Here is a 25,049-nt window from a genome sequence, read left to right as displayed (position 1 = left end):
GCAAACATAGGCCAATCGCGCGTCGTTCTACCGACGTGCTCACGATTGCCGCGACCCCCGCCGATGGTCCGCTACCCTTGCCTGCTTTGTCGCTTTGGTCCTACAGTCCGACAGACGGCTGCGGCAACGACCGTGGCACGAATAAAAAAGACTTGGGGAGAGAGAGCACCATGACAATTGTGCCAGTGAGCCGTCGCGCGTTCATCAAGTCCTCGACGGCGATAACCGCCGGCCTCGTCTTCTCTCCCGCCATCATCGGCCGAGCCGAAGCCGCGACATTGAAGCTGAAATGCTCCTCGTCGCTGCCCAACGATCCCAAATTTGCCAACGGCCGTGTCTATTACGACAATCTGGTCAAGCAACTGAAGGCCAACGGCCTCGGTGAGCAGGTCGAGGTCGCCTTCTTCCCTGACAACCAGCTGGGCCAGGAAATCGACGTCATCAATTCGGTGAAGCTCGGCGTCATCGACCTGATGGTGTCAGGCTCGTCGATCTCGGCCAATCTGGTGCCGCTCGTCGGCACCTTCGACCTCGGCTATCTCTTTGCGAGCTTCCCGCAGCAGACCAAGGCGTTCGATGCCGGCGCCGCCAAGCCGATCGAGGATGCGCTGCTCAAGGGCGCCAACATCCGCATCATCGCCTGGGCGTATAATTTCGGCTCGCGCAGCGTGCTCGCGAAGAAGCCGGTGAAGACGCCCGAGGATCTCGCGGGCCTGAAGATCAGGACACTGCCCAATCCCGTCATCACGGAATGCCTGCGATTGATGGGCGCAGCGGCGACGCCGCTGGCGTTTGGCGAAATCTACACGGCGCTACAGGCCGGCGTGCTCGACGGGCTCGAGCACGACCCACCGACCATCCTCGCCAGCAAGTTCTTCGAAACGGCAAAGTTTTATGCGTTGACGCAGCACAACTTCTCGCCGCTCGCGATCTACTTCAGTGACATGACCTACAACCGCATGGATCCGAAGCTGCGCGACGGCTTTCTCGATGCTGCGAAGAAGGCCGCGGCCGACACGCGTACGCACGGGCTTGCGGTCGAGAAGGAGGCGCTGGCGGCGCTGACCGAGAAGGGCGTGACGGTGGCCGAATGCGACCGCGAAGCGTTCAGGAAGCGCGTCATGCCGCAGACCGATAACTTCATCAAGGCGCGGCCTGAATCCAAGCCTGTCATCGACATGATCCGCGCGACCCAGGCCTGAGATGACGATGACCGCCGCCGCGTCCCTCTCAGGCGGCCGCCGCGGGAGCATCGCCCTTTTGCTGCGCGTGAGCGACGGGGTCGCGGCCATCCTGCTGGCCGCTGACCTCGTGGTGGTCTGCATCTCGGTGCTGCTGCGCTTCCTCTTCAATGCGCCGGTCGAATGGTCCGACGACGTCGCGCGCGGTCTGATGGTCGGATCGGCCTTCTTCGGCGCGGCGAGCGCGCTCGCGCGCGGTGAGAATGTCGGCGTGTCCTTTTTCCGCGACATGCTGGCTCCGCGGCTTCGGGCGCTGGTCGATGCCGCGAGTGCGCTGCTGATCGTGCTGATCTCGGCCTATGTCGCCTACAATGCGATCAAGCTGGGGACGCTGACCACGGGCCAGACCACGGGATCCGGGCTGCCGCTCGAGCTGACGTTCTATCCGATGGGCGTCGGCGCGCTTTTCATGACCGTGTTCGCGATCGACCAGCTTTGCGCAAGGCCGCTTTCCGAGATCGCCAAGGGTCTCTTTGCGATCGTCATCGTCACCGGCCTCTATCTCGCCTGGGACGCGCTGCTGCCCGCGTCGGTGCCGTCGTCGGGCACGCTGATGCTGATCGGCTTCTTCGTCACGCTGTTCGGCGGCCTGCCGATCGGCTTTGCGCTGGCACTGGCGGCGTTGCTCTTCATCTGGGTGGAGGGCGCGCTGCCCGGCGTCATCTTCGCCCAGCAGATGGCGCGCGGCATCGACAATTTCGTGCTGCTCGCGATCCCCTTCTTCATCCTGGTCGGCTACCTCATGGAAGCCAACGGCATGTCGGTACGCCTGATCGAGCTGTTGCAGCGCGCGGTCGGCCGCATGCGCGGCGGCCTCAACGTCGTGATGGTCACCTCGATGGTGCTGTTCTCCGGCATTTCCGGGTCGAAGATGGCCGATGTCGCCGCGGTCGGCTCGGTGCTGATCCCGGCGGCGCGCCGCTCGCGGCAGAATCCGGGCAGCGCAGTGGCACTGCTCGCGGCCTCCGCCGTGATGGCCGAAACCATTCCGCCCTGCATCAACCTGATCATCCTCGGCTTCGTCGCGAACCTCTCGATCGGCGGCCTGTTCATGGCGGGCCTGCTGCCGGCGGCCCTCATGGCGCTGGTGCTGATCGCCGTGTCCATCATTTTCGGCAAGCCGGCGGCGTCGACTGAGGCCGAGGATCTCGAGCCGCAGATTCCCGTCTCTGGCCTCTGGAGCGGTGCGATCGCATCCTTCGGCCTGATCTTCATGATCTTCACCGGTTTCAAGACCGGCTTTGCCACCGCAACCGAGATCTCCGCCTTCGCCGCGGTGTATGCCGTCCTGGTCGGCAGCCTCGTGTTCCGCGAGCTCACGCTGAAAGCCGCCGCGCACAGTTTCGTGCAGGCGGCGACACGCGCCGGGCTCGTGCTCTTCATCGTCGCTGCCGCTCAGTCGCTCGCCTTCACGCTGACCTTGCAGCAGGTCCCGCACGCGGTCGGCGATTTCATGCTGGGCCTGTCCAAGACCTCCGGCGTCTGGCTGTTCATGCTGCTCGCGATCCTCGTCCTGATCGTGATGGGCTCGGTGCTGGAGGGCGCGGCCGCGCTGATCATCTTCGGGCCGCTGCTCTTGCCGGTCGCGGTCCAGCTCGGCATCGATCCCCTGCATTTCGGCGTCGTGCTGGTGATCGCGATGGGCATCGGCCTGTTCGCGCCGCCGCTCGGGCTCGGTCTTTACGGTGCCTGCCTGATCGGCAATGTGCCGATCGAGCGGACGGTGAAGCCGATCATGGGGTATCTCGGGCTGTTGATGCTCTGCCTGCTCGTGATCGCCTTCGTGCCGTCGATCTCGACCGCGTTGCCGCGCGCATTCGGCTATTAGAGGGAGTTTTCGCAGTGAAGGTTCTGCTGGCTCATACGCCGGAGATGCGCAGGAATTACTACGGCGAGCGCAGCCTGAAAGGCTTGCTGGCGCTCGCCGAGGTGATCATGCACGAGGGCGAGCAGCCGCTCGATGCCGTCGGTCTCGTCCGCGCCGCGGCAGAAGCGGATATCATCGTCGCCGACCGCATGACCGAGGGGCGCGGCGAGATCTTTGCGCAATTGCCGCGCCTCTCCGCCTTCGTCCGCTGCGCCGTCGACATCCGCAATGTCAATGTCGAGGCCGCTTCTGAAGTTGGCGTGCTGGTGACGCGCGCCGGTCCCGGCTTCGTGCAGGCGGTGGCCGAGCTCGCGCTCGGCTTCATGGTTGATCTTTCCCGCGGCGTGTCGCGAACCACGGCGGACTACCAGGCGGGCCGCAAGCCCGAAGCGCGGATGGGGCGTCAGCTCGCCGGCAGCAAGCTCGGCATCATCGGCTTTGGCAGCATCGGGCGCTATCTTGCCGAGGTCGCAAAAGTGCTGCGCATGGAGGTGCTGGTCGCCGATCCCTTCGTGGCGATCGACGATAGCGCGATCAGGCATGTCCTGCTCGACGAACTCCTGGCGGCATCGGATTATGTCGTCTGCCTCGCCATCGCCAACGAACAGACGGAGAATCTGATCGGCGCGGCGGCGTTGGCGCGCATGCAGCAGCACGCCGTCTTCATCAATCTCTCACGGGGCAACCTCGTCGACGAGGCGGCGCTTGCGGCCGCGCTGCGCGAGAGGCGAATCGCCGGCGCCGCGATGGATGTCGGCCGCGCTCCGGACCAGATGCCGACGCCGGAGCTGGCACGGCTTCCCAACGTCATCGCCACACCGCATGTCGGCGGCCTGACGCCGCAGGCGATCGAATATCAGTCGCTGGAAACCGTGCGTCAGGTGGAGGCGATCATCAAGGGCAAGATCCCGCCGGGCGCCGTCAATGCCGAACGCTGGACGCGCCGTCCGTGAAGAGCACTTGAGTCCTGGCGTGTGCTCATAAAGAGGCGGACGCCAACTTCCTGGCGGCCAAGCGCAAATCCTTACGATCAGTCATGGCTTTTGCGCTCATGCCCTGTATTGGGCGCGACCGGCGCCGTGATCATTTCTGCAATTGAACCAACATCAAATCCGGCCACACCAAGACCAAGTAGCGCTCGTGGACGCACCTGGCTTTAACCCTGCCGATTGACGCGCAACACGGCCTGGTCATCAAACCGGTTACTTGATGAGCGGATGTTTGAATGCAGTTCTTTCTTTATGAAATCGTCGCACGCATCGTCGCAATCTATCTTTGCGTCGATTGCTTCCGCACCGTGCGATCTGGCCTTCTCGAGAGAAAGATCACGGCTTACCCGCATAGTACTGGTATTCTGGACTGGATTGTCGACAGTCTTGCAGGATTGTCGAAGCAGGTTGTTCATAGAGACACCGCTCCGGTTCGGTATTGGCTCGAAATGGGTCTGCAGACAGTCAGCCTGGTTGGATGCTCCGTCGTTGCGATATTCGGCTGGTTTCACCCAAACACCTGAGCATCCGCTGATGGCTGAAGAAACTGGGATGCCGCCCCGGACCGGCTGCTCGGGAATGGATCGGCCTGTCTCCCGTGAAGCTCGACGGGGCTCTTGATCGATAGCGGTCCAAGCGGCAAGTCGCCCGGTCTCTGACGTGTGAGTGGCCAACGGACCGTGCCGAAGATCACAATTTGCCTTTCGGCTCATATCATATTCTTATTGAAGCATTGTTCTCCGTAGGAGGCACGGGTGAAAATCCGGTCGTCCCTTTCAGCGCTTCTCTTAAGCCTGCTTCCACTCCTGTTTATGGCGATCACCGACCGGTGCCTTGCCGATACGAGGGTGGCCCTGGTCCTCGGAAACGGGGCCTATCGCAACGTACCGCGCCTGACCAATCCGGCGAACGACGCCGCCGATGTTGCCGCCGCGCTCAAGCTTCTCGGATTCGAAACCATCGTGGCAACAGATCTCGATCGGGCCGGCATGGACGAGGTTGCGATCCGCTTCGCGCGCGCGGCGCGCGGCGCCGATGTCGCACTGCTGTACTACAGTGGTCATGCGCTTCAGTTCGGCGGAGTCAATTATCTGGCGCCGATTGACACGCAACTGACGGATGTCGCGGACCTGCGGCGTCTGGTGCGCCTCGACGACATCATTGCCGACCTACAGCAAGCCAAGAACTTGCGCGTTCTGGTGCTCGATGCCTGTCGCGACAACCCGTTTGCCAACGAACTCCGGCGCTCGCTCGGCGCCAGCCGAGCCGTTCCGCTCCAGCGGGGATTGGCCAAGTTGGACAACGCGCAAGGCATGATCGTCGCCTACGCCACCCAGGCCGGGCAGACCGCGGAGGACGGCGATGGACGCAACAGCCCATACACCACGGCGTTTCTCGCGAACATCAAGGCACCGGAGGAGATTGGGACAATCTTCCGCAGGATCAGCTCGGACGTCTATGAGTCGACCAAGCACAGTCAATTGCCCGAACTTTCCCTGTCGATCATCGGGGAGTTCTACCTGCGTGGAAAGGTGGAGGTCTCGTCGGCGCCTGAGCAGTCCGGCTTGTCCCGAACGTTGCTTGGCACGCAGTTCAATGCCGACGAAGTCCCCTTCCTATGCGATCAATGCCGTGCGCAGATCAAGGCTGCCTTCGCGGGCAAGCCATTGCATTCCGCTCTGGTCGTGGCGATCGACGGGGGATATTACTGGTCGACGGCACGACGCACCGCTCTGGAGGCACGCGCCAACGCGCTGGCTCTATGTTTGAATGCCAACCGGCAAGGCTGCCTCGTCTATGCCATCGATGGCCGGATCAGCTGGGACGAACCGCCGCCGCCCCTTCCGATCGAGCCCTGGTTTTCATCGAGCTCCGGCGTAGCCCGGCCCTTGAACATCCAAGACATCGGCGCGATTCATGCGAGCGATCGGGACAAGGTCGCCCGGCTCTATCGGGAGTTTCACGGCAAGGCTCTCGCCGTCGGGCCGGACTGGCAATGGTCTCTAACTGGCCGGGCCGACTCCGATAACGAAGCTGCTCGTATCGCATTGCAGAGATGTGGCTACATCACCCATTCGCCGTGCCGTGTCGCCGCGATTGCCGATTCGTTAGTCGTCGACCGCAACCTCCTCGATTTTGTGCCCCGCTCGATACCCGCAAGACCCCTGACGCAAAACGTGACGGGACCCGACTACGCGCTGACGGGACCGCAATTCCGGTCAAGCGAAATTCCATTCGTCTGTGATCAGTGCCGCGAGCAGATCGAGCAGCAGTTGAGCGCCAAGCCGGGTCACACCGCGCTCGCCATTTCCTTGTCCGGAGGCTTCTGGCCGACATGGGGGCGGGGCAGCGCAGAGGAGGCTCGGACGCGCGTCCTGGGCGCATGCCTAGGGGCCAGCCAAACAATGTGTTTTGTCTATGCCGTCGACGGAAAGGTGGTGTGGAAGGAAGCTCCGCTGGACGTTCCGCCAGCCCCCTGGTTCAGTCACGCAGGCGAGACACCGCTGGCGGTCGCCGATCCCATCTTCTCGGAAAGGGCACGGACGTACGTCGAGAAGTTCTATTCTCCCGCTTCCGGCCCAAAGGCGATAGCCTACGGCGAAGGTGGCTTTTACGGCTACGGGTATGGCGCGCTACTGAGATCCGAGAACGAGGCAGCGCGCCTGGCGCTTGAACGTTGCGGATTCCTGGTCCAGGCCACATGCCGTGTCATTGCGATCAACGATAGCTTCGTCGTCGACACTGACGCGATTGCGCGCCAGCGCCATTGAACTCCAGCGGCACTGGGCGGCTGGACGGCATGAACGAGCACGGGCTCGCCATCGGCCTGCATCTCGTGAAGGCGCGACCGCGATCGCCCGGCCTCATTTCCAGACGTCGCAACTGAGGCGCCTGAACCGCCGCGTTGCGCACGCGATTGACCGGCTGCCGCCGCTCGAAGGCTGGGCCGCGCGGAAGCTCAGTGCCGAACAGACGTTCACGGCGCTGAACTTCTCCGCCTCACCGGCCTTCCACAACTACGGCAACGCCCAGACGCTGCACACCACCGTTGCCGAGCCGGTCAGGCGACAGCTCTTGATCGGCATCGGCGGCGATGCCGCCGCGCTCGATGAGGATATGCTGGACGTTGATTTCAAATTGTGGGTCGCCGGTGAAGATCTCCCGACAAAGCAGCTCAGGGGGCAGCTCGGCTTGGGTCGGCTATCGCCCGGCGAACGAGAGCGAGGCTATACCGCAAGGTCTGAGCCCCGAAGCGGATGGGTTTACGAGTGCACGCCCTAGTCGATCGACCTGAACATCCCGTTCCTCTGGATCATCGTCAGAAATACTCTTGGTGGCGCGTCGAGCATCCGCACGCCGACCGCGGGGTCGACGAACGGCTTACATTTTCCTTGCCGGCGGCCTATTCTTCTGGCGTCAGACGTCACCATAGCGGCCTCAAAGGGCAACGGGGGGAACGTCCCTTGCGCTATTTCTTCGAACACTACGCGTTCGACACTGACCGGCGCGAGCTGCTGCGCGGATCTGACGTGGTGCCTACGACGCCTCAGGTTTTCGACCTGCTCGATTACCTGATCCGGCACAGCGAGCGCGTCGTCAGCAAGGACGACCTCATCAACGCCATATGGAAAGGACGTGTCGTCTCGGACGCAGCGCTGACGACCCGCCTGAATGTTGCCCGGATCGCAATTGGCGATTCCGGCGGGGAACAGCGCCTCATCAAGACATTGCCGCGGAAGGGCTTCCGCTTCGTCGGACGAGTGCAGGTAGCGCAAGAAAGCAAGGGCGCTGCAGTCACCGACAACGGGATAGAACCGACAACGCCCACGCTCACTCTCCCGGATAAGCCCTCTATCGCCGTGCTGCCGTTCGAGAACCTGAGCGGCGATCCCGAGCAGGAGTATTTCGCGGACGGAATGGCGGAGGAAATTGTCACGGCCCTCTCTCGAAACAAGCAGCTATTCGTCATTGCCCGGAACTCTAGTTTTGCCTTCAAGGACAGATCTGTCGAGATCAAGCAAGTGGCTAGGGATTTGGGGGTTCGATATATTCTCGAAGGGAGCGTCCGGAAATCCGGTAGTCGCGTCAAGATAACCGGTCAGTTGATAGATGCAGCTTCCGGCACGCATCTCTGGGCTGACAGGTACGATGGAGCGCTCGAGGATATCTTTGAGCTGCAGGATCAAGTCGCCGCCAAGGTGGCTGGCGCAATTGCGCCAAGCGTGAACCAAGCTGAAATAGAACGTGCCAAACGAAAGCCCACCAGTAATCTTGATGCGTACGACTACTATCTGCGTGGGGAGGCGGCACATTTCGAATACACGAGGGACGCCACGGATCGAGCCATTGGTCTCTACGAGCGGGCGATTGCGCTGGATCCGCAGTTTGCACTGGCCAACGCTGCACTGGCAGCGACGTTGAGCACCCGCAAATCCTGGGGATGGAGTACCGATCCAGAATCCGACAAATCTCAGGCCATCGCGTACGCCAAGACCGCTTTGCGTCTGGAGAGGCAAGACGCTTTGGTGTTGGCGCGATCGGCACTGGTTCTGACATTCAACAGCAATGAAGTCGAACTGGCCGATAGTCTTCTGGATGAGGCAATTCACCTTGATCCAAACGGAATGTCGGGATGGATGTGGGGTGGATGGACCAAAACCATCTTGGGCGACTCGCGAACCGCGATTGACTACCATCAGCGCGCATTGAGACTAAGCCCGCTGGATGTGCGCATCATCTTCGCACACGAAGGATTAGCTTTCGCCCACTTCTTTCTCGGCAACTATAAGGAGGGGCTTGCGTTCGCAGCCAACATGTTGCGTCATCATTCGACCTACACGCAGGGCCTACGCATGGCAATGGCTTGTCATGCCATGTTGGGCAACATAGAAGCTGCACAAAAGCTCTGGCAGCAAGTTGCCCTTCTCTCTCCGTCTGATTGTTTGTCCGGGAGGCGAGAGCGCGCTCCATGGAGAGATCAGGACGTTGCGAGATTGGAGGAAGCCTATCGCCTTGCTGGAATGCCGGACTGAGCGACCGTTCGTCTGCTATTTGCCCGGCAGGGATCTTTCGTGAGGTCCGCCATAGCGCCGCCATAAGGGGTGCAGCGGACCTCGCACGCGCCCTGACTGCGGTGCGGGGTACAAGCTCTAGTCGATCGGCTTGAACGTCCCGTCCTTCTGGATCATCGTCAAGAACACTTTTGGTGGCGTGTCGATCATGCGGATGCCAACGGTGATGCTGCTTCCGCTGATCTCGAAGCGGCCGACGTCGTTGATGGCGCGCAACAGCCCCGCACGCGTCGGGTTCGGTCCGGCCTTCTCCAGCGCCGCGGCGGCAAGGCGCGCGGAGATATAACCTTCGAGCGACACGAAGTCCGGCGTCAGCGTCGGGTCGAGCGTCGTCTGCGCCGCCTGGTAGTCGGCAACGAGCTCTTGCGATGCGTCCCAGGGAAACGGCACGACCTGCGAGACGATGACGCCTTCGCCCTCGGGCCCGAGCTCCTTGGCCAGCGCGTTGGCGCCGACGAAGGAGATGTTGACGAAGGTCGGATTGAGACCGCTGCGGTGCACGAGCTTGATGAACTCCGCGCACGGGCCGTAGGTCCCGACCATGACGATGGCTTCCGGCTCGGCGCGCCTGAGCATCCGCCAGGCAGACGCAACGGCCTTGGTGTTACGCTCAAAGGTGCCTTCGGCCGCAAGCTCGAGGCCGCGCTTGGCGAGCGCGCGTTTCACGCCCAGGAGACCGTCGCGCCCGAAGGCGTCATCCTGGTAGAAGATGCCGATGCGGCTGAACTTGCGGTCTTCGGTGAGATGCTTGATCCAGGCCTCGGCCTCCGCGCCGTAGGAGGCGCGGATGTTGACGACGTTGCCGAGCTCCAGATCGCGCAGGAATTCCGCGCCGCTGAACGGGCCGATGAAGGGAATGTTCCTGAGGCTGGTGATCGGAATGGTCGCCATCGCGGTCGGCGTGCCCACCGCGCCGATCAGTGCGAACACCTTGTCCTCGTCGATCAGCCGCAGCGTCTGCGCCACCGACCGGTCGGGATCATAACCGTCATCGCGGCTGATGAGTTGCAGCTTGCGGCCATGGACGCCGCCCTTGGCATTGATCTCGGTGAAAGCGGCGACGATGCCTTGCCGCATGCGCAAGCCAAGCGCGGAGGAGGGCCCTTCAAGCGCCGCAGCCTGGCCGAACAGGATCGCGTCGGCGCTGACGCCGGCCTCCTCGCTTCGCGCCGTCGGCGCGGTGAGCGCGACCAGCGCGACGGCCAGAACGATGCATGTCGCGGAACGGACTCGTGTCATGACGAAGTTGATAGGGGATTTGCGGTAATTACGGGAAGACGATAGTTCCGCTGTTCTGAACAGCTCGCTAACCGCGAGGCTGACCGCACTCCGTATTACTCCGGTGAAATCCGTGCAGATTGTTTCCAAGATGCGGCGACTTGCGGGGTAACCGTTAACTAAGCCCCGCAGTCGCGTGTGGTCTCGCAGTGAAATTGTGCACTTCTTAACCGAGCTCCATGTCCCATCGGCGTCCCGACGGCTCAACCAGAAGTTCGATCCGTCACGCCAGAGGGACGGCTGAGAGAGATGGGCGATCGCGATCAGAATGATCAGGATCGGAAGCGCATGATCGGGCGATGGAGCCCTGCGAAGCTAGCCGGGATCTATCGTCCTGCGCTCGTCGCAGCAGGCCTAGGCGTCTTGTTCTCGGTGGTGGGCGCGGCCGCGGTCGGGCGCTGGGAGGACCGCGTCAACAAGGTCGAGTTCGAGAGCGCGGCCGAAACCGAAGCCATCGTCATGCAGAACGGCATGAACGAATATATCAGCCGGCTCGTGGCGCTGCGTACCCTGTTCGAGTCGGCCAACGAGGACGTCACCCGCAGCGAGTTCGAGACTTTCGCCGGCCGACTGTTCGAGCATCACCCCGGCATGCTCCGCGTCGCCTGGCTGCCGCGCATCAACCGCAAGGAGCGCGCCGAATACGAGGCCGCCGCGGTCGCGGACGGCGTGTCCGGCTATCGCATCAAATCGTTTCAGGGCCAAGGAAGCGATCAGGGCTTTGCGACCGCGCCGCAGGGCGAGGAGTATTTCCCGGTCTTCTATTCCACGCAGCCGAAGACCTCGCTCGTCTACGGGATGGACTATGCCAGCATTCCGGATCGCCATGCCGCGATCGAGCGCGCGCGCGACCATGACCGGATCGCAGCGCTGCGCACGCAACTCTACGAGCCGCGGGAAGGCGGCCAGTCGCCCAACGTCCTCGTCGTCGTTCCCGTCTACGCCAAGGGCACCTCGCGCGACACGGTTGCCGATCGCCGCCGCAACCAGGCGGGCGTCATCGTCGCCGTGTTCGATCTGCCGCTGCTGCTGCGCGCCATCCGGACCACGACGGCGGCGAGTCCCGCGATCAGCGTCAACGTCTATCCGCCCTTCACGGCGCAGATCGTCAGCCTCGAGCAGTCGCTGCCGGATTTCTCGTCCTCGGCAACCGCGCCGCAATCGATGAGCGACGTGTCGAAAAGCGTGCACTGGTCGGGTGGCTTGCGGATCGGCGACACCGATTGGCAGGTGCGTGCCGTGCCGACTGCTGGCGGTCCGCTGGAAACCGCCTATGATCGCGCGCTCACGGTGCTGGTTGTGGGCATGCTTCTGACGCTGTCGCTGGCGAGCTATCTCGTGCTCGCAAGCCGCAATTCGCGGCGGCTGTCGCTTGCCAACCGCCGGGTGCTCGAGCTCGCCCAGACCGACATCCTGACCGGCCTGCCGAACCGCGCCTTCTTCCTCGCGCGGCTGGACGAGATCAACCGTCAGATGCGCGAGGACGGGCTGACGTTCTCGATCCTGATGCTCGATCTCGACCGCTTCAAGAACGTCAACGACTCGCTTGGCCATGGCGCCGGCGACCTCTTGCTGCGCCAGGTGGCGCAGCGCCTGAAATCCGCGCTGCGGGCCAGCGACGTGCTGGCGCGGCTCGGCGGCGACGAGTTCGCGATCATCCAGGAAGGTTGCGACGATCAGCGGGTGTGCTCGACCGAGCTCGCAGGCCGGATCGCCAAGCTCGTCACCGAGCCGTTCTTCCTGCCCGGCCACCGCGTGGAGATCGGCACCAGCATCGGCATCGCGATCGCGCCGGAGCACGGCAGCAATCAGGAACAGCTGCTGAAGAAGGCCGATCTCGCGCTCTACCGCTCGAAAGGTGCAGGGCGCAACTGCTTCACGATCTATGATGAGGCGATGTCGGCCGATCTCGAGGCGCGCAACGTGCTCGAGGGCGACCTGCGCGACGCCATCGCGCGCTGTCAGTTCGAGCTGCACTACCAGCCCTTCGTCGACGTCGCCAACGCCGAGCGCCGCGGCTTCGAAGCGCTGGTGCGCTGGCGTCATCCGACGCGCGGGCTGATCCCGCCGGACCAGTTCATTCCGCTCGCGGAGGAGACCGGCCTGATCGTGGCGCTCGGCGAATGGGTGCTGCGGCGCGCCTGCGAGGACGCGGCGTCATGGCCTTCGGACACGCGAGTCGCCGTCAACCTGTCGCCGGTGCAGTTCAAGGAGGCCGAGCTGTTCGACGTGATCTGCGCGGCGCTGCAGGATTCCGGCCTGCCGCCGGAGCGCCTCGAGATCGAGATCACCGAGTCCGTCCTCTTGGAACGCGGTATCGAGAACCACGCCTTCATGGAGCGGCTCAAGAGCATCGGCATCGAGCTGGCGCTCGACGATTTTGGCACCGGCTATTCGTCGCTCAGCTACCTGACGGCGTTTCCGTTCGACAAGATCAAGATCGACAAGTCCTTCATCTGCAATCTCAGCCATCGGCCGCGCAGCTCGGCCATCATCTCCTCGATCGTGACGTTGGCGCGCGGCCTCGACATGTCGGTGACGGCAGAGGGCGTCGAGACCAGCGAACAGTTCGAGCGGCTGAAGGGGCTCGGCGTGAATTTCGCACAAGGCTATCTCCTGGGAAGGCCGCAGCCGATCGAACGGATGGCGCTTGAGGAGCGGGTCTCCGGCTCGCAGCTCGACGCGGCCTGAGACCGACCGCCGCGCAAAGGTCAGTCGTGCGCCACAGCATGATCCGGAAAAGTGTGGAGCGGTTTTCCGAAAAGATCATTGCTCAAACAACAGCCCAAAGCGGGATGACGATTCATCCTGATCTCATCGCGCTTTAGCGTGGGCCGGGCATGCGCGAAAAGCGCTTGACCCGGACATCCCCTTAATGGTCGGAAAGATCGTCCAGGGATGAAACCATCACAATGCGGCTTCCGTTCTTCTATGGCTGGGTCGTAGTCGCGGTGACCTTCGTCACCATGGCCATCGGCGTCAATGCGCGCACCGCCTTTTCACTGTTCTTTCCTCCCATTATCTCCGAGTTCGGCTGGGAGCGCGGCGTCACCGCGGGCGCCTTCTCGTTCGGCTTCGTGGTCTCGGGCGTGGTTAGTCCGCTGATCGGGCGGCTGATGGATCGCGCAGGCCCCCGCGCGGTGATGGAGGTCGGTGTCGCGCTGATGGCGGGCGGCCTCCTGCTCGCGCCGCTCACGAGCCAGCCTTGGCATCTCTATGTCACCATCGGCGTCATGGTCGGCGCCGGCAGCGTCTGCCTGGGCTATTCCGGCCAGTCGCTGTTCCTGCCGAACTGGTTTATCCGCAAGCGCGGCTTCGCCATCGGGATTGCCTTTGCCGGCGTCGGCATCGGTTCGGTGACCCTGCTGCCCTGGGCGCAGCACATGATCGAGCAGAGCGGCTGGCGCAGCGCCTGCACCGCGATGGGACTGTTGCTGTTGATCGCGCTGGCGCCGATCAACCTGCTGCTCCGCAAGCGGCCTGAGGATCTCGGTTTGCGGCCGGACGGCGACGCGGCGCTGTCGCCGAGCGCGGCACGGCCTGTTTCCAACATCGTCGATCCGGTCTGGGCCGGTACCGAATGGACGCTGAAGAGTGCGCTGCGCACGGCGCGGTTCTGGTGGATCGCGCTCGGCTATTTCTGCGGCCTGTACATCTGGTACGCGGTGCAGGTGCACCAGACCAAATTCCTGCTGGATATCGGCTTTAGCCCGAGCGTCGCAGTGTGGGCGCTCGGCGCCGTCAGCCTGCTCGGCATTCCCGGCCAGATCCTGCTCGGCCATGTCTCGGACCGGATCGGCCGGGAATGGGTCTGGGCGACAAGCTGCGCAGGCTTTGCGATCTGCTTTGCTGCGCTGATCGGCCTGAAATTCGAAGCCTCACTCTGGCTCGTCTACCTGATGGTGTTTACGCAAGGTGCGCTCGGCTACGGGCTGACCTCGATCATGGGCGCGGTGGTGTTCGAGATTTTCGGGGGTAGGAATCAGGGCAGCATCTTCGGCATGATCATGCTGGCCGCGCTTGCGGGCGGCGCGGCCGGGCCCTGGGTGACGGGCATCCTCTATGATCTTGCCGGCGACTACACGCTCGCCTTTGCCATCGCGATGGTCGTCAGCGGATTGTCGGCGCTGTCGATCTGGCAGGCGGCGCCGGGCAAGGTGAGGGCGGTCGCCGGCCGGCTGCACAAGCTTCAGCCCGGAACCGGCGCCCGATAAGTCGCCTCCCTTCGCAATTCCGCGGCTCGTCTTTGCGGAATCTTAAGCATGTCTCATCTTGACGAGCCTACGCCAGGTTGAGCCAACTACTTGGACACCATCGGACCGCTAGGCTCGCCGCCCTTGTCGCACCTTGCGACGCGCCCGAGTCCAACAATGTCGGCTGAGGATTGCCCTGCAATCGGAACTCCGGAAGTCCTGCTGGCTGCGCTTGAGCTGGCCGAGGACGGCGTTGTCATCGTCGATGCCGATCGCCGGATCACGCATTTCAACGCGGCTGCGCAGCAGCTCTGGAAGCTCCCGCGGGCGGACGCGCTCGGACGCGACGTCGGCGTCCTCTCGCTCAAATGCTTGCAGGCCGACCCGGTCACGGATGTCCGCGACGAGATCAGCCTCGTGCGTTGCGACGGCACGCGGCTCAGGGCGGCCATCTCGCTTTCGACCATCACTGCCGACGGCGCGACCCACCATGTCGTCTTCGTTCGCGACGTCACCGAGGAGGCCGAACGTCGCGTGCGGATCGGGCTGCTCAACGCGGTCTCCGACCAGACCAATCGCGCGGTGATCATCACCGATACCGAGCTGAATATCCGCTACACCAACGCGGCCTTCGCCGCTGTGTTCGGCTATGCCTCCGACGAGGCCAATGGGCGGCGCGTGAGCGAGCTCGTGGCCGGACGCCACACCAACCGCAGGGCGCTTGCAAGGCTCGGCAAACGGCTGATGGCGGGTGGCCGGGGCGGCGAAGCCGAGGTGATGCTCTACAGCAAGGATGGCGAGGAGATCTGGGTCGCTGCCAGGATCGATGCCTTCCGCGATCGCAGAGGCCGGGTCAAGCATATCTTCGCCCTGATCGAGGACATCACCGAAACCAAGCAGTTGCGATCGCTCCAGCAATTGATCACGTGCGCGCTTGCCGACGAAGTCCCGATCACCGAGATCGCCGACCGGCTGTGCCGGCGCGTCGAGGAGATCGCGCCCGATGTCGTCTGCTCGCTGCTTCATGTCGATGCCGCCGGTTTCGTGCATCCCCTCGGCGGTCCCAGCCTTCCCGAGGACTATTCGCGGGCGCTGGACGGCGTCGCGATCGGACCCGATGTCGGCTCCTGCGGAACGGCGGCCTACTACGGCAAGCCGGTGCTCGCGGTTGATATCGACAGAGATCCGCGCTGGCAGCCATACAAGGCGATGCCGCTGTCGATCGGCTTGCGCGCTTGCTGGTCGACGCCGATCAAGTCCAAGGAAGGAAGGGTCATTGCCACCTTCGCCTTCTACTACAGGGAGCCGCGCGCGCCGAGCCGCTGGCACCGGCGCATCGTCGATGCCTGCGTCAATCTCGGCGCGCTCGCAATCGAGCGCAAGGAAGCACGCGCTGAGATCGCGCGGCTCGCCTATCACGACATCCTCACCGGCCTGCCGAACCGCGTGCAATTGCGCCACCTGATCACGGCCGCGATCGACGATTGTCGACCCGGCAGCCATGTCGCGCTGGCGTTTCTCGATCTCGACCATTTCAAGGACGTCAATGACACGCTCGGCCACGCCGCGGGCGACGAGCTGCTGGTCGAGCTGGCGCATCGCCTGCGCGCGCAGATCGAGCCCAGCGACATGCTCGGCCGGCTCGGCGGCGACGAATTCGTCATCCTGTTGCCGAACCGCGACGCCGAAAGTGCCGCGCGCGTCGCGAGCCGGATCACCCAGTCGCTCGCGGAGCCGCTGCGGCTAGGCGCGCGGCAGATGCAGATGTCCGCCAGCATCGGCATCAGCCTCTATCCTGATCACGCCACCGATATCGACACGCTGATGCAGCAGGCCGATGCGGCGATGTACAACGCCAAGCAGGCGGGACGTTCCACCCATCGCTTCTTCTGCGCCGACATGAACGGGCTGACCGAGCAGCGCCTCGCTCTCACCGCGGCGCTGCGCAGCGCCATCGCCGAGGACAAGCTCAGCCTGCGCTACCAGCCGCAGATTCGCACCGCCGACGGCGCGATCCATGGCGTCGAGGCGCTGGCGCGCTGGCATGACGTTGATCTCGGCGACGTTTCGCCGGCCAAGTTCATTCCGCTCGCCGAGGAATGCGGCTTGATCGAGCAAATCGGGCTGTGGTCGATCCGCGAGGCCTGCCGCCAGATGGCAGGCTGGCGTCGCGCCGGGCTCGACATCCCCAGCGTATCGGTCAACCTCTCTCCGATCAATTTCCGCAACCTCGTGCTGGCAAAGCATGTCGGAAGTGTCCTCGCAGCGCATGATCTGCCGCCGGACGCGTTGATGCTCGAGATCACCGAGGGCGCGTTCATGCAGGAGCGGGCGGTTGCGCTCGAGACCATGAAGGCGATCCGCGAGCTCGGCGTCGGGCTGTCGCTGGACGATTTCGGGACCGGCTATTCCAGCCTGAGCCGGCTGGCGCATTTGCCGATCCGCGAGCTGAAGATCGACCGCAGTTTCATGCGTGATATCGAAGCCGACGCCGGTGCGCTCGCCATCGCGACCGCTGTCGTGCGCGTTGGTCAGGGCCTTGGCATGACCGTGGTTGCCGAAGGCGTCGAGACCGAGGCGCAGCGCAAGGTGCTGGCCGAGCTCGGCTGCGACGTCGTGCAGGGCTTCCTCTACGCCCCGGCGCTGACACCTGTCGCGTTCGAACGCTGGCTGACCGACCATGGCGCCGACAGAGCGAGGGCGATGCGCGACCATCTCGATCGCGCGCAAGCCGATGCCGCGCCAGTCAAGCGCACGGCCTGACGGCAACAATGCCCGGGCCGTGTGCTCATCAAGGCAATGTCGCTTTCTGACGGCCAAGTAGAAAGTAGCCGCTCCGATTGAGCTTTGCCGGTTTTGACCCGAACGGGCAGGCAACGGCCACAGCACGAAGAACATCGCTTCATTGATTCAGATCAAGACCGCGCCTGTCAAAGGCCCACTACGGTCGACCGGATCAATCCCGTGGCGATTTCAGATGCGCGGATTGGAGAATCCATGAGCTAAATCTGTCGATCACAAGGAGGGTGAAATGAGCCGTGGCATGCCATCGATGACTGCGCTCCTTGGAATGCTTGCCCTTGCGGGATATCAGAACCGGGACAAGCTGATGGAAATGTTCAACAACGCGACGGGCGCCTCGTCCAAGCCCGGCGGCGGACAGCCGCAGGCGCAAGGCGATTTGTCGAGTGTCTTCGGCGGTCTGCTGGGCGGCGGAGGCGCCGGAAGTCTTCTTGGTGGCGGGCTCAACGAATTGTTCGATCAATTCACGAAAAACGGACAGGGCGAAGCTGCCGAGTCATGGGTGGGGCCGGGCCAAAACAAGGAAATAGCGCCTCCTGAGCTCAAGCAAGCGATAGGTCAGGATGTTTTGGCGACGCTGGTAAAGCAGACCGGACTGTCGCAGGAAGAACTCCTTGCCCGACTTTCGCGGGAGCTGCCGACAGCCGTCGATAAATATACGCCGGATGGTCGTTTGCCTCCTCGGGACGCCTGATCACCGCATAGGGAAACAACAGGATGAGCATCGTATGGACCATCATTGTTGGATGTCTGGCGGGCGTCGTTGCGAAGATCATCATGCCCGCAAGCACTGAACCCGTTGTCGGAGCGGTCATCCTGCTGGTGATATGCGGATTCTTTGCCGGGAAGCGTCGAGCTGGCTGTTTGATCTGATCGGCCATGGCGCTTCCTCAAACCCCGGATAAACACGGGTTGCTCGACTCTGTCGCCAGCCCATTTGAGCTACTGAAGACCGGGATTCGGCAACTATATGAGGGCGAATCTTCCGTCGGCGTGCGGTTCAGGTACGCCTTGCTCCTGCTCGATGCCGTCACGGTCTTGTTTATCATCGTGACATCGTTCCTGCCTCGCAGCCGAGCCATTGAATCGCTCGACCTGGTGTTCGGTGTCCTGATCCTTGCGGATTTCTCGGCGCGTTTGATTATCAGCCGACATCCGCTGCAGGAGTTCGTCCGTCTGTCGACATGGACGGATATCGTCGTGATCATTTCATTTCTTGCGCCGCTTGCCGGAGAAGCTGGCGGCTTCCTGCGCACGCTTCGAACATTGCGATTGCTCCGCGACGTTCGGATGGTGGCGCGGCTTCGCACCGACAGCTCCTTCTTTCGGCAAAATGAGGAAGTTGTCTTTGCCGTGGCAAAGCTCGCCGTATTTATCTTCGTGATGACGGGCGTTGTCTACGAGACTCAAGAATCTCACAATAAACAGATCGCCAATTACGCCGATGCGCTCTACTTCACGGTCACGGCGCTGACCACGACCGGCTTCGGCGACATCACCCTGCCGGGAACGACTGGTCGCCTGATAACCGTTGTCATAATGATCTTCGGCGTGACGCTTTTCCTGAATCTCGCCAAGGCCCTGTTGGCGCCGGCGAAGGTGCGGTTTCCGTGTCCGGTCTGCGGCCTGCAGCGCCATGATATCGATGCCGTGCATTGCAAGGCGTGTGGCACGGTATTGAACATTCCTGACGAAGGCTCCGACTAGTCACATGCCGCCATGGTTGCAGAAGGCGTCGATGCCAGGGCGCAGCGAGCTGCATGTCTGAGCGGCCGTTGGTGACAATGCCGAGTTTGAAGGCGTTATGCCGAAGATCACGCAAGAGGTCAGCCGCTCCCTGCCGCAGACGACACTGTTTGGGAAATGAGAGCAGATAATCGCTGAGAAGGTTGTCGCAGGCGTGACGTGCTTGCGGAAACTCCTGGCTCAAGGCTTGGTAGACCTGATCCTTCCAGACTCTACCGCGCTCTTCGAGTTGAATGAAACGTTCTGCGAACCGGCAGGCGTCGGCTTCTCGCATAGCCAGGACTCGCCGTGCCTGGGAAAGGATGAAGACTTCAACACTGGCTGTACGATCATGGAGCGTGCCCTCCAGATCGAAGAAGACTGCACACTGCATTGCAACTCGATACAATAATGTATTGAGTTGCGGGATCTAGATGGTCACGCCGCACGTTTTCCGGCCCCGCGGCGTGTTCGATGTCATGCGGCGAACGATTTGAGGTCACCATGAACGAGCATGCGCAGCCGGCAGCAACCGATCCGCTGTTCAATCCACTGGCCCCCGACTTCATCAGGGATCCCTATCCCCATTACGAGCGGCTGCGCGCGGTCGATCCGATGCATCTGACCCCATTCGGCTCGTTCGTCGCCAGCCGTCATGCCGAGGTGAGCCTCGTGCTGCGCGACAAGCGCTTCGGGAAGGATTTCGCTGAGCGCTCGAGGCGCCGCTACGGTCCTGAGATCATGGAGGAGCCGGTCTTCCGGAATTTGGGTCACACGATGCTCCAGGCCGATCCGCCGGATCACACCCGGTTGCGCGGTCTCGTGGTCAAGGCCTTCACCGCGCGGCGCGTGGAAGACATGCGGCCGCGTATCCAGGAAATCGTCGATCAGACGCTCGATGCGATGATCGATCGCGGTCAGATGGACCTGATCGGGGATTTCGCCTTCCGTCTGCCGGTCACGATCATCTGCGACATGCTTGGCATCCCGGAAGAGCACCGCGAGGGGTTCCACAAGGGTTCGAGCGATGGTGTGCGAATCCTGGATCCTGTTCCCATGACGCCGGACGAGATCAAGCAGGGCAACGCACGCAACCTGATGGCGCAGATGTATTTCCACCAATTGTTCGAGCTGCGTCGCCGCAATCCGGGAGACGACCTCACGACCCAGCTGGTGCTGGCCGAGGAAGACGGCAACAAGCTCACCAACGAGGAATTGACCGCGAACATCATGTTGCTGTTCGTGGCCGGTCACGAGACCACCGTCAATCTCATCGGCAACGGCTTGTTGGCCCTGCACCGCAATCCGGACCAGCTCGCACTGCTGAGATCGCGGCCGGAGCTGATCACCAACGCGATCGAGGAGTTCCTGCGCTATGATTCCTCGGTGCAGATGACCGGGCGCGTCACGCTGGGGGATATCCACGATCTCGGCGGCAAGCGAATCCCCAAGGGCGAGAGCGTGCTGTGCCTCCTGGGCTCGGCCAACCGCGATCCGGCTGTCTATCCCGATAGCCCCGAACGCCTCGACATCCTCAGAGACAACGTCAAGCCGGTGTCGTTCGGTGGCGGCATCCATTTCTGCCTGGGCGCCCAATTGGCGCGCATCGAGGCCGAGATCGCCATCAACACCCTGCTCAGGCGGCTGCCGGACTTGCGGATCGACGATGTCCAAAACCCCGAATGGCGGCCGACCTTCGTCCTGCGCGGTCTGAAGCGGCTGCCGGCGAGCTGGTGATAGCCCTCACTGCTGTTTCTGGGAGCCCCCTCCTCATCCTGAGGAGCCCGCCTAAGGCGGGCGTCTCGAAGGATGGCCGCGGGCGGGAGCGGGGCCTCTACGGTTCGAGATGGCGCTTAGCGCGCCTCCTCACCATGAGGGTCTGATTGAGCACCAGCGTTAACCTCCGCGCGCAACAGTCGCTGTGACATTGCCACACTTGCCCCTATATAAGGGGCAGTTCCGGCGCGGCTTAGGCTTCGATTTGGCTTAGACGTAGGCTTGGGTTTGGCCCGGGTGCCGGTTTTGGCCGAGGGGAGACCCGTGCAGACGACGCTGCTCGGATTGGCGATTGCCTTCATCATTGCGCTGCTGGCCGCGCTGATCGGGCCTTACTTCATCGACTGGAACCAGTTCCGGCCCCAGTTCGAGGCGGAGGCGAGCCGGATCATCGGTGTCCCGGTGCGGGTGGCCGGCCAGCTCGATGCGCGGCTGTTGCCGGCGCCGACGCTGCGGCTGCGCTCGGTCACCTTCGGCGGCAACAACGACCTCGGCAAGCTGCGCGCCGACAAGCTCGACGTCGAGTTCAGCCTCTCTTCGCTGATGCGCGGCGAGTGGCGGGCCACCGAGCTCACGGTCAACGGCATGGCGGCCGACCTCGGCCTCGATGCCAAGGGCCGGGTCGACCTGCCGTCCACGGCGAGCGGCACCTTCAACTTCGCCTCGCTGGCGATCGAGCGGCTGAATCTCACGGGCCGCATCGCGCTTCATGATGCCGCCAGCCGCTCGACGCTGGAGCTCAGCGACATCGCGTTCGCCGGCGACGTCCGCTCGCTTGCGGGCTCGGTGCGGGGCGATGGCAACGTCACCCTGTCCGGCACGCGCTACCCGTTCCGAATCTCCTCCGGGCCGAGCCCCGACGGCACCGCCACCCGTCTCCACATCAATATCGATCCCGGCGAGCGCGCGATCCTGGCCGATCTCGAAGGCGTGCTGGCCTTTGACGGCCGGCTGCCGAAATTCGACGGCGCGCTCACGCTGGCCGTGCCTCCGCCCAAGGAAACGTCGAAGGAAACGTCGAAGGACAGGCCGGCAGCCCCCGCGCCGACGCCGTGGAAGCTCACGACGAGGCTCAAGGCCGATCCGTCGCTCGCAAAGTTCGACCAGATCGATGCGAGCTTTGGCCCCGAAGACACCGCCCTCAAGGTTGCCGGCGTCGGCGACCTCAAATTCGGCGCCGCACCCCTGCTGCGCGCGAATTTGTCGGCGCGGCAGCTCGATGCCGACAAGCTCGCGGCCAAGGACAATACCGAGCCGCTACGCATCCTGCCGGCGCTGCGCGCAGGGCTCGCCGCGATTCCGCAGGCGCCAATCCCGGCGCAGATCTCGTTCAGTTCCGAGCAGATCATGCTCGGCGGCCGGCCGCTGCAAAACATCGCCGCGGAGTTGCAGACCGACGGCAGGTCCTGGACCTTCCAGCGGCTCGATCTGCGCGCGCCGGGCATGACCCAGGTCGCGCTCAACGGCGCAACGCCAGGATCGGACAGCTTCAGCGGCCGGCTCAGCATCGAATCCTCCGATCCTGATACGCTTGTGGCCTGGCTTCAGGGCCGCAGCGAGATCAATCGCCGCAGCACGAAGCCGTTGCGCCTGAGCGGCGACGTCACGGTCGCCGCCAACCATCTCGCGATCGACAAGCTGAACGCCGAGATCGAGGGTGGCGCGGTCGAGGGCCGCATCGCCTTCGCGCAGACCGCTGCCAACAAAGGCTCGCGGTTTGATGCCGAGCTGAAGGCCGACCGGCTCGACCTCGACGCCGCCGCAAGTTTCGTGCGCGGCCTTGCCGGGCCGCAAGGCGAATGGCCGGACGAAGCCAAACTGTCACTCGACGTCGGCCGTGCGATCTCGGCTGGGCAGGAACTGCGGCCGTTCGCCGCCAAATTCGGTTACAGCCCGGCCACGCTGGCGCTAGAGCAGTTGCAGTTCGGCCAGGCGAGCGGCGTGACGACGGAAGCGAGCGGCAGCTTCGATCGTGCGCATGCGACCGGCAGGCTGACGCTGAAGTCGGCGGCCAATTCCCTTTCTCAGCTCACGGCCCTGATCAACCCGATCGCGCCGGCGATTGGCGCGCGCTTTGAGCGCCTCGACGCGCTGCCCGGGCCGGCGCGCCTCAAGCTCGACCTGAACCTGGACAAGAACGCCGAGCATGCCGACCGCACCAATGCGCGCGCCGCGCTCGATCTCGAAGCGCCGCAATTGAAGGGAACGGCGACGCTGTCAGCGCAGACGTTGGTGGCGGCGATCAACGGGCTCGACCTCGACAGGCTGCGCAACAGCGACTTCACGCTGGAATCAAAACTCTCCGCGCCGCAGGCGAGCTCGCTGTTGACGCTGTTCGGCCTCGACCGCGTGGTCGCGGCGGGCGAGGGGGCTTCGCAGGCAGAAGGCAAGGTGAGCGGCGTCTGGGGCCGGCCGCTTCAGCTCAACGCGAAGATCGCGGGAGGCGGACTGGATGCGGACGCGCAGGGCAGCGTCGAATTGTCCTTGCCCGATCCGAAGGCCAGCGTGAACTTGCGCGTGCGCAACGCCAACCTCGCGCCGCTGTTCGGGATCGGTGCGGGCGAGAAGTCAGCACAAAACGTCAATCTGTCCTCGCGCGTGACCTTGTCCGGCAACAGGCTGATCTTCGATGATCTCGACAGCGCCGCCTCGGGCTCGCACTTGCGGGGTCGTCTCGCGATGACGCTGGACCCGGAGAAAACCATCGATGGCGAGGTCGGGCTCGATACGCTCGATCTCGTGCCGGCCCTGGCGGTGGCCATCGGGGCGACCGGGCGCGACGCAGACCAGCCGCTCGCGGCGGGGCTTCTCAACGGCTGGCGCGGCCGCATTGTCTTCCAGGCCCTGCGCGGCGGTCTGCCCGGTGGCGTCGAGATGCGGCCCTTCAGCGGCGCGATCCGCAATGACGGCCAGTCGCTGGCACTGGATTCCCTGAAAGGCGGCATCGGCGGCGGCGAGATGACCGCAAGCATCGATGCACGTGACAGTCCCAACGGGCTGTCGCTGAACGCGCGCATCCAGCTTGCCAATGTCGATGCGACGGTGCTGCGCTATCGCAATCTCACGATGCCGAAGGGCCGCGCCTCGGTGCAGATGGCGCTGTCGGCCCAGGGCCGCAGCATTGCGGCGCTGACCGGCGCGCTCGCCGGCAACGGCACCGTGACGCTGGAGTCGGCCGAGCTTGCCGGGCTCGATCCGCGCGCCTTCGAGCTCGCGATCCGCGCCAGCGATGGCGGCCAGGTCGCCGACGACTCAAGGCTCAGGCAGCTCGTCGAGTCTGCGCTGTCGGCAGGCCCGCTGAGGATCGGCTCGGCGCAGATCCCGTTCACGATCCGCGACGGCCGCCTGCGCGTCGGCGCGACCACGCTAGAGGCAAAGAACGCCCGCGCCATCGTCTCCGGCGGCTATGACATTCCCGCCGACCAGGCCGACATCCGCGCCAGCCTGACGCCGATCATGACCGGCCTCTCCGGCGCGCCTCCGGAAATCCAAGTGTTCGCGGCGGGCCCGCCGGACAAGCTCAACCGTACCGTCGATCTCACGCCGCTGTCCTCGTGGCTGGCGGTGCGGACGATCGACCGCGAGACGCGGCGCCTCGACGCGATCGAGCGCGGCGAGCCGCCGCCGGCGACCGCGGCACTGCCGCGACTCGTGTCACCTGACGCAGCGCCCGAGCCGCCGCCGGTCGACGTGCCGATGCCCGGCCGCGATCCTCGACGCGCCCAGCCCAAGGCTAAAGTCGAGCCCAAGGCCGCGCCGACACCGCGCTCGTCACTGGCTGCACCGGGTCCTTCGGGCCCTTCGATTTCAAGCCCGCCGATCGCGAGCCAGCAGGTGGCGCCGCTGCCGCCGCCGATCGAGGTCAGGCCCGCGCCCGGTCCTCCGCCGCCAAGGCCCAAGCCGAAGCCGCCGCTGGTCCTGGTGCCGCAGTCCAATCCGTAAAACTCGCATGCTGGCGCAGGCGTGGGGCGTTGCGCGGGCGTAAAGCCATTCGCGTAAACTTTAGCGAATTTTGCTCGGAAAAACTGATTTGCCGATTTTACCGAATTCTCGCGTTTGACCGCTAGCGTGGTTCCCAGAGGAATTCGGCGTCCTGCCAAAGCGGA

General features: G+C 63.8%; 16 protein-coding genes and 1 pseudogene. 15 read left to right on the top strand and 2 right to left on the bottom strand.

Annotated elements, in window-relative coordinates:
• Positions 1 to 170 precede the first annotated feature (170 nt).
• The 7 genes from SO140_RS17925 to SO140_RS17895 all read left to right on the top strand — a co-directional run bounded on the left by SO140_RS17925 (position 171) and on the right by SO140_RS17895 (position 9,130).
• Positions 171 to 1,202 (top strand): TRAP transporter substrate-binding protein, encoded by a 1,032-nt coding sequence (locus SO140_RS17925; protein ID WP_449379265.1) that lies wholly within the window; start codon positions 171 to 173, stop codon positions 1,200 to 1,202.
• A gap of 7 nt (positions 1,203 to 1,209) precedes the next feature.
• On the top strand, positions 1,210 to 3,069 hold the full coding sequence (locus SO140_RS17920; protein WP_449379264.1) for a TRAP transporter large permease: 1,860 nt from the start codon (positions 1,210 to 1,212) through the stop codon (positions 3,067 to 3,069).
• Between the two features lie 14 nt (positions 3,070 to 3,083).
• Positions 3,084 to 4,061 carry a hydroxyacid dehydrogenase gene (locus SO140_RS17915; protein ID WP_449379263.1) on the top strand — a complete coding sequence of 326 codons (978 nt, stop codon included), beginning with the start codon at positions 3,084 to 3,086 and terminating at the stop codon, positions 4,059 to 4,061.
• A 272-nt stretch (positions 4,062 to 4,333) separates the two neighbouring features.
• Positions 4,334 to 4,621, top strand: coding sequence for a hypothetical protein (locus SO140_RS17910; protein WP_449379262.1), 288 nt, complete (start codon positions 4,334 to 4,336; stop codon positions 4,619 to 4,621).
• A gap of 231 nt (positions 4,622 to 4,852) precedes the next feature.
• Entirely contained in the window at positions 4,853 to 6,868 is a 2,016-nt protein-coding gene (locus SO140_RS17905; RefSeq protein WP_449379261.1) for a caspase family protein, read from the top strand.
• Positions 6,869 to 6,897: 29 nt separating this feature from the next.
• Positions 6,898 to 6,984, top strand: a complete 87-nt coding sequence (locus SO140_RS17900) for a hypothetical protein (protein ID WP_449379324.1) — start codon at positions 6,898 to 6,900, stop codon at positions 6,982 to 6,984.
• A 577-nt stretch (positions 6,985 to 7,561) separates the two neighbouring features.
• Positions 7,562 to 9,130 carry a winged helix-turn-helix domain-containing protein gene (locus SO140_RS17895; protein ID WP_474799403.1) on the top strand — a complete coding sequence of 523 codons (1,569 nt, stop codon included), beginning with the start codon at positions 7,562 to 7,564 and terminating at the stop codon, positions 9,128 to 9,130.
• 117 nt (positions 9,131 to 9,247) lie between these two features.
• Here SO140_RS17895 and SO140_RS17890 read toward each other — a convergent pair whose 3' ends face one another.
• Complete coding sequence (locus tag SO140_RS17890) at positions 9,248 to 10,408, bottom strand: ABC transporter substrate-binding protein (RefSeq protein WP_449379259.1); 1,161 nt, start codon at positions 10,406 to 10,408, stop codon at positions 9,248 to 9,250.
• A 327-nt stretch (positions 10,409 to 10,735) separates the two neighbouring features.
• Between SO140_RS17890 and SO140_RS17885 the strand changes: the two genes are divergently transcribed.
• The 6 genes from SO140_RS17885 (at position 10,736) to SO140_RS17860 (ending at position 19,149) form a co-directional block, all read left to right on the top strand.
• Positions 10,736 to 13,138: a bifunctional diguanylate cyclase/phosphodiesterase gene (locus tag SO140_RS17885; RefSeq protein ID WP_449379258.1), complete on the top strand. Its 2,403-nt coding sequence runs from the start codon at positions 10,736 to 10,738 to the stop codon at positions 13,136 to 13,138.
• 221 nt (positions 13,139 to 13,359) lie between these two features.
• The gene (locus SO140_RS17880; RefSeq protein ID WP_449379257.1) at positions 13,360 to 14,661 is read left to right on the top strand and encodes an MFS transporter; all 1,302 of its coding nucleotides are present in this window, start codon (positions 13,360 to 13,362) and stop codon (positions 14,659 to 14,661) included.
• A gap of 156 nt (positions 14,662 to 14,817) precedes the next feature.
• A complete protein-coding gene (locus SO140_RS17875; protein WP_474799406.1) occupies positions 14,818 to 17,403 on the top strand; it encodes an EAL domain-containing protein in 2,586 nt (861 codons plus the stop codon).
• A 268-nt stretch (positions 17,404 to 17,671) separates the two neighbouring features.
• Positions 17,672 to 18,136: a YidB family protein gene (locus SO140_RS17870; protein WP_449379255.1), complete on the top strand. Its 465-nt coding sequence runs from the start codon at positions 17,672 to 17,674 to the stop codon at positions 18,134 to 18,136.
• 23 nt (positions 18,137 to 18,159) lie between these two features.
• Entirely contained in the window at positions 18,160 to 18,315 is a 156-nt protein-coding gene (locus SO140_RS17865; RefSeq protein ID WP_449379254.1) for a hypothetical protein, read from the top strand.
• Between the two features lie 6 nt (positions 18,316 to 18,321).
• Entirely contained in the window at positions 18,322 to 19,149 is an 828-nt protein-coding gene (locus SO140_RS17860; RefSeq protein WP_449379253.1) for a potassium channel family protein, read from the top strand.
• Between the two features lie 61 nt (positions 19,150 to 19,210).
• On the opposite strand, the pseudogene SO140_RS17855 reads toward SO140_RS17860, so the two are convergent.
• Positions 19,211 to 19,561, bottom strand: a pseudogene (locus tag SO140_RS17855) (HAD family hydrolase); the annotation flags it as partial.
• A gap of 110 nt (positions 19,562 to 19,671) precedes the next feature.
• Here SO140_RS17855 and SO140_RS17850 point away from each other — a divergent pair.
• Complete coding sequence (locus SO140_RS17850) at positions 19,672 to 20,904, top strand: cytochrome P450 (protein ID WP_449379252.1); 1,233 nt, start codon at positions 19,672 to 19,674, stop codon at positions 20,902 to 20,904.
• 303 nt (positions 20,905 to 21,207) lie between these two features.
• Complete coding sequence (locus SO140_RS17845) at positions 21,208 to 24,885, top strand: AsmA family protein (protein ID WP_449379251.1); 3,678 nt, start codon at positions 21,208 to 21,210, stop codon at positions 24,883 to 24,885.
• Positions 24,886 to 25,049 lie beyond the last annotated feature (164 nt).

The organism is Bradyrhizobium sp. UFLA05-108, assembly GCF_059803455.1.
Note: the sequence above shows the minus strand (reverse complement) of the source record. Positions and strands in the feature narration are given on the sequence as shown.

Excerpts from the sequence above, each read along its gene's own strand:
- SO140_RS17900 (WP_449379324.1), top strand. The coding sequence starts at position 6,898 with ATGAACGAGCACGGGCTCGCCATCGGCCTGCATCTCGTGAAGGCGCGA.
- SO140_RS17860 (WP_449379253.1), top strand. The coding sequence starts at position 18,322 with ATGGCGCTTCCTCAAACCCCGGATAAACACGGGTTGCTCGACTCTGTC.
- SO140_RS17870 (WP_449379255.1), top strand. The coding sequence starts at position 17,672 with ATGAGCCGTGGCATGCCATCGATGACTGCGCTCCTTGGAATGCTTGCC.
- SO140_RS17850 (WP_449379252.1), top strand. The coding sequence starts at position 19,672 with ATGAACGAGCATGCGCAGCCGGCAGCAACCGATCCGCTGTTCAATCCA.
- SO140_RS17920 (WP_449379264.1), top strand. The coding sequence starts at position 1,210 with ATGACCGCCGCCGCGTCCCTCTCAGGCGGCCGCCGCGGGAGCATCGCC.
- SO140_RS17910 (WP_449379262.1), top strand. The coding sequence starts at position 4,334 with ATGCAGTTCTTTCTTTATGAAATCGTCGCACGCATCGTCGCAATCTAT.
- SO140_RS17880 (WP_449379257.1), top strand. The coding sequence starts at position 13,360 with ATGCGGCTTCCGTTCTTCTATGGCTGGGTCGTAGTCGCGGTGACCTTC.
- SO140_RS17865 (WP_449379254.1), top strand. The coding sequence starts at position 18,160 with ATGAGCATCGTATGGACCATCATTGTTGGATGTCTGGCGGGCGTCGTT.
- SO140_RS17890 (WP_449379259.1), bottom strand. The coding sequence starts at position 10,408 with ATGACACGAGTCCGTTCCGCGACATGCATCGTTCTGGCCGTCGCGCTG.
- SO140_RS17925 (WP_449379265.1), top strand. The coding sequence starts at position 171 with ATGACAATTGTGCCAGTGAGCCGTCGCGCGTTCATCAAGTCCTCGACG.
- SO140_RS17875 (WP_474799406.1), top strand. The coding sequence starts at position 14,818 with ATGTCGGCTGAGGATTGCCCTGCAATCGGAACTCCGGAAGTCCTGCTG.
- SO140_RS17885 (WP_449379258.1), top strand. The coding sequence starts at position 10,736 with ATGATCGGGCGATGGAGCCCTGCGAAGCTAGCCGGGATCTATCGTCCT.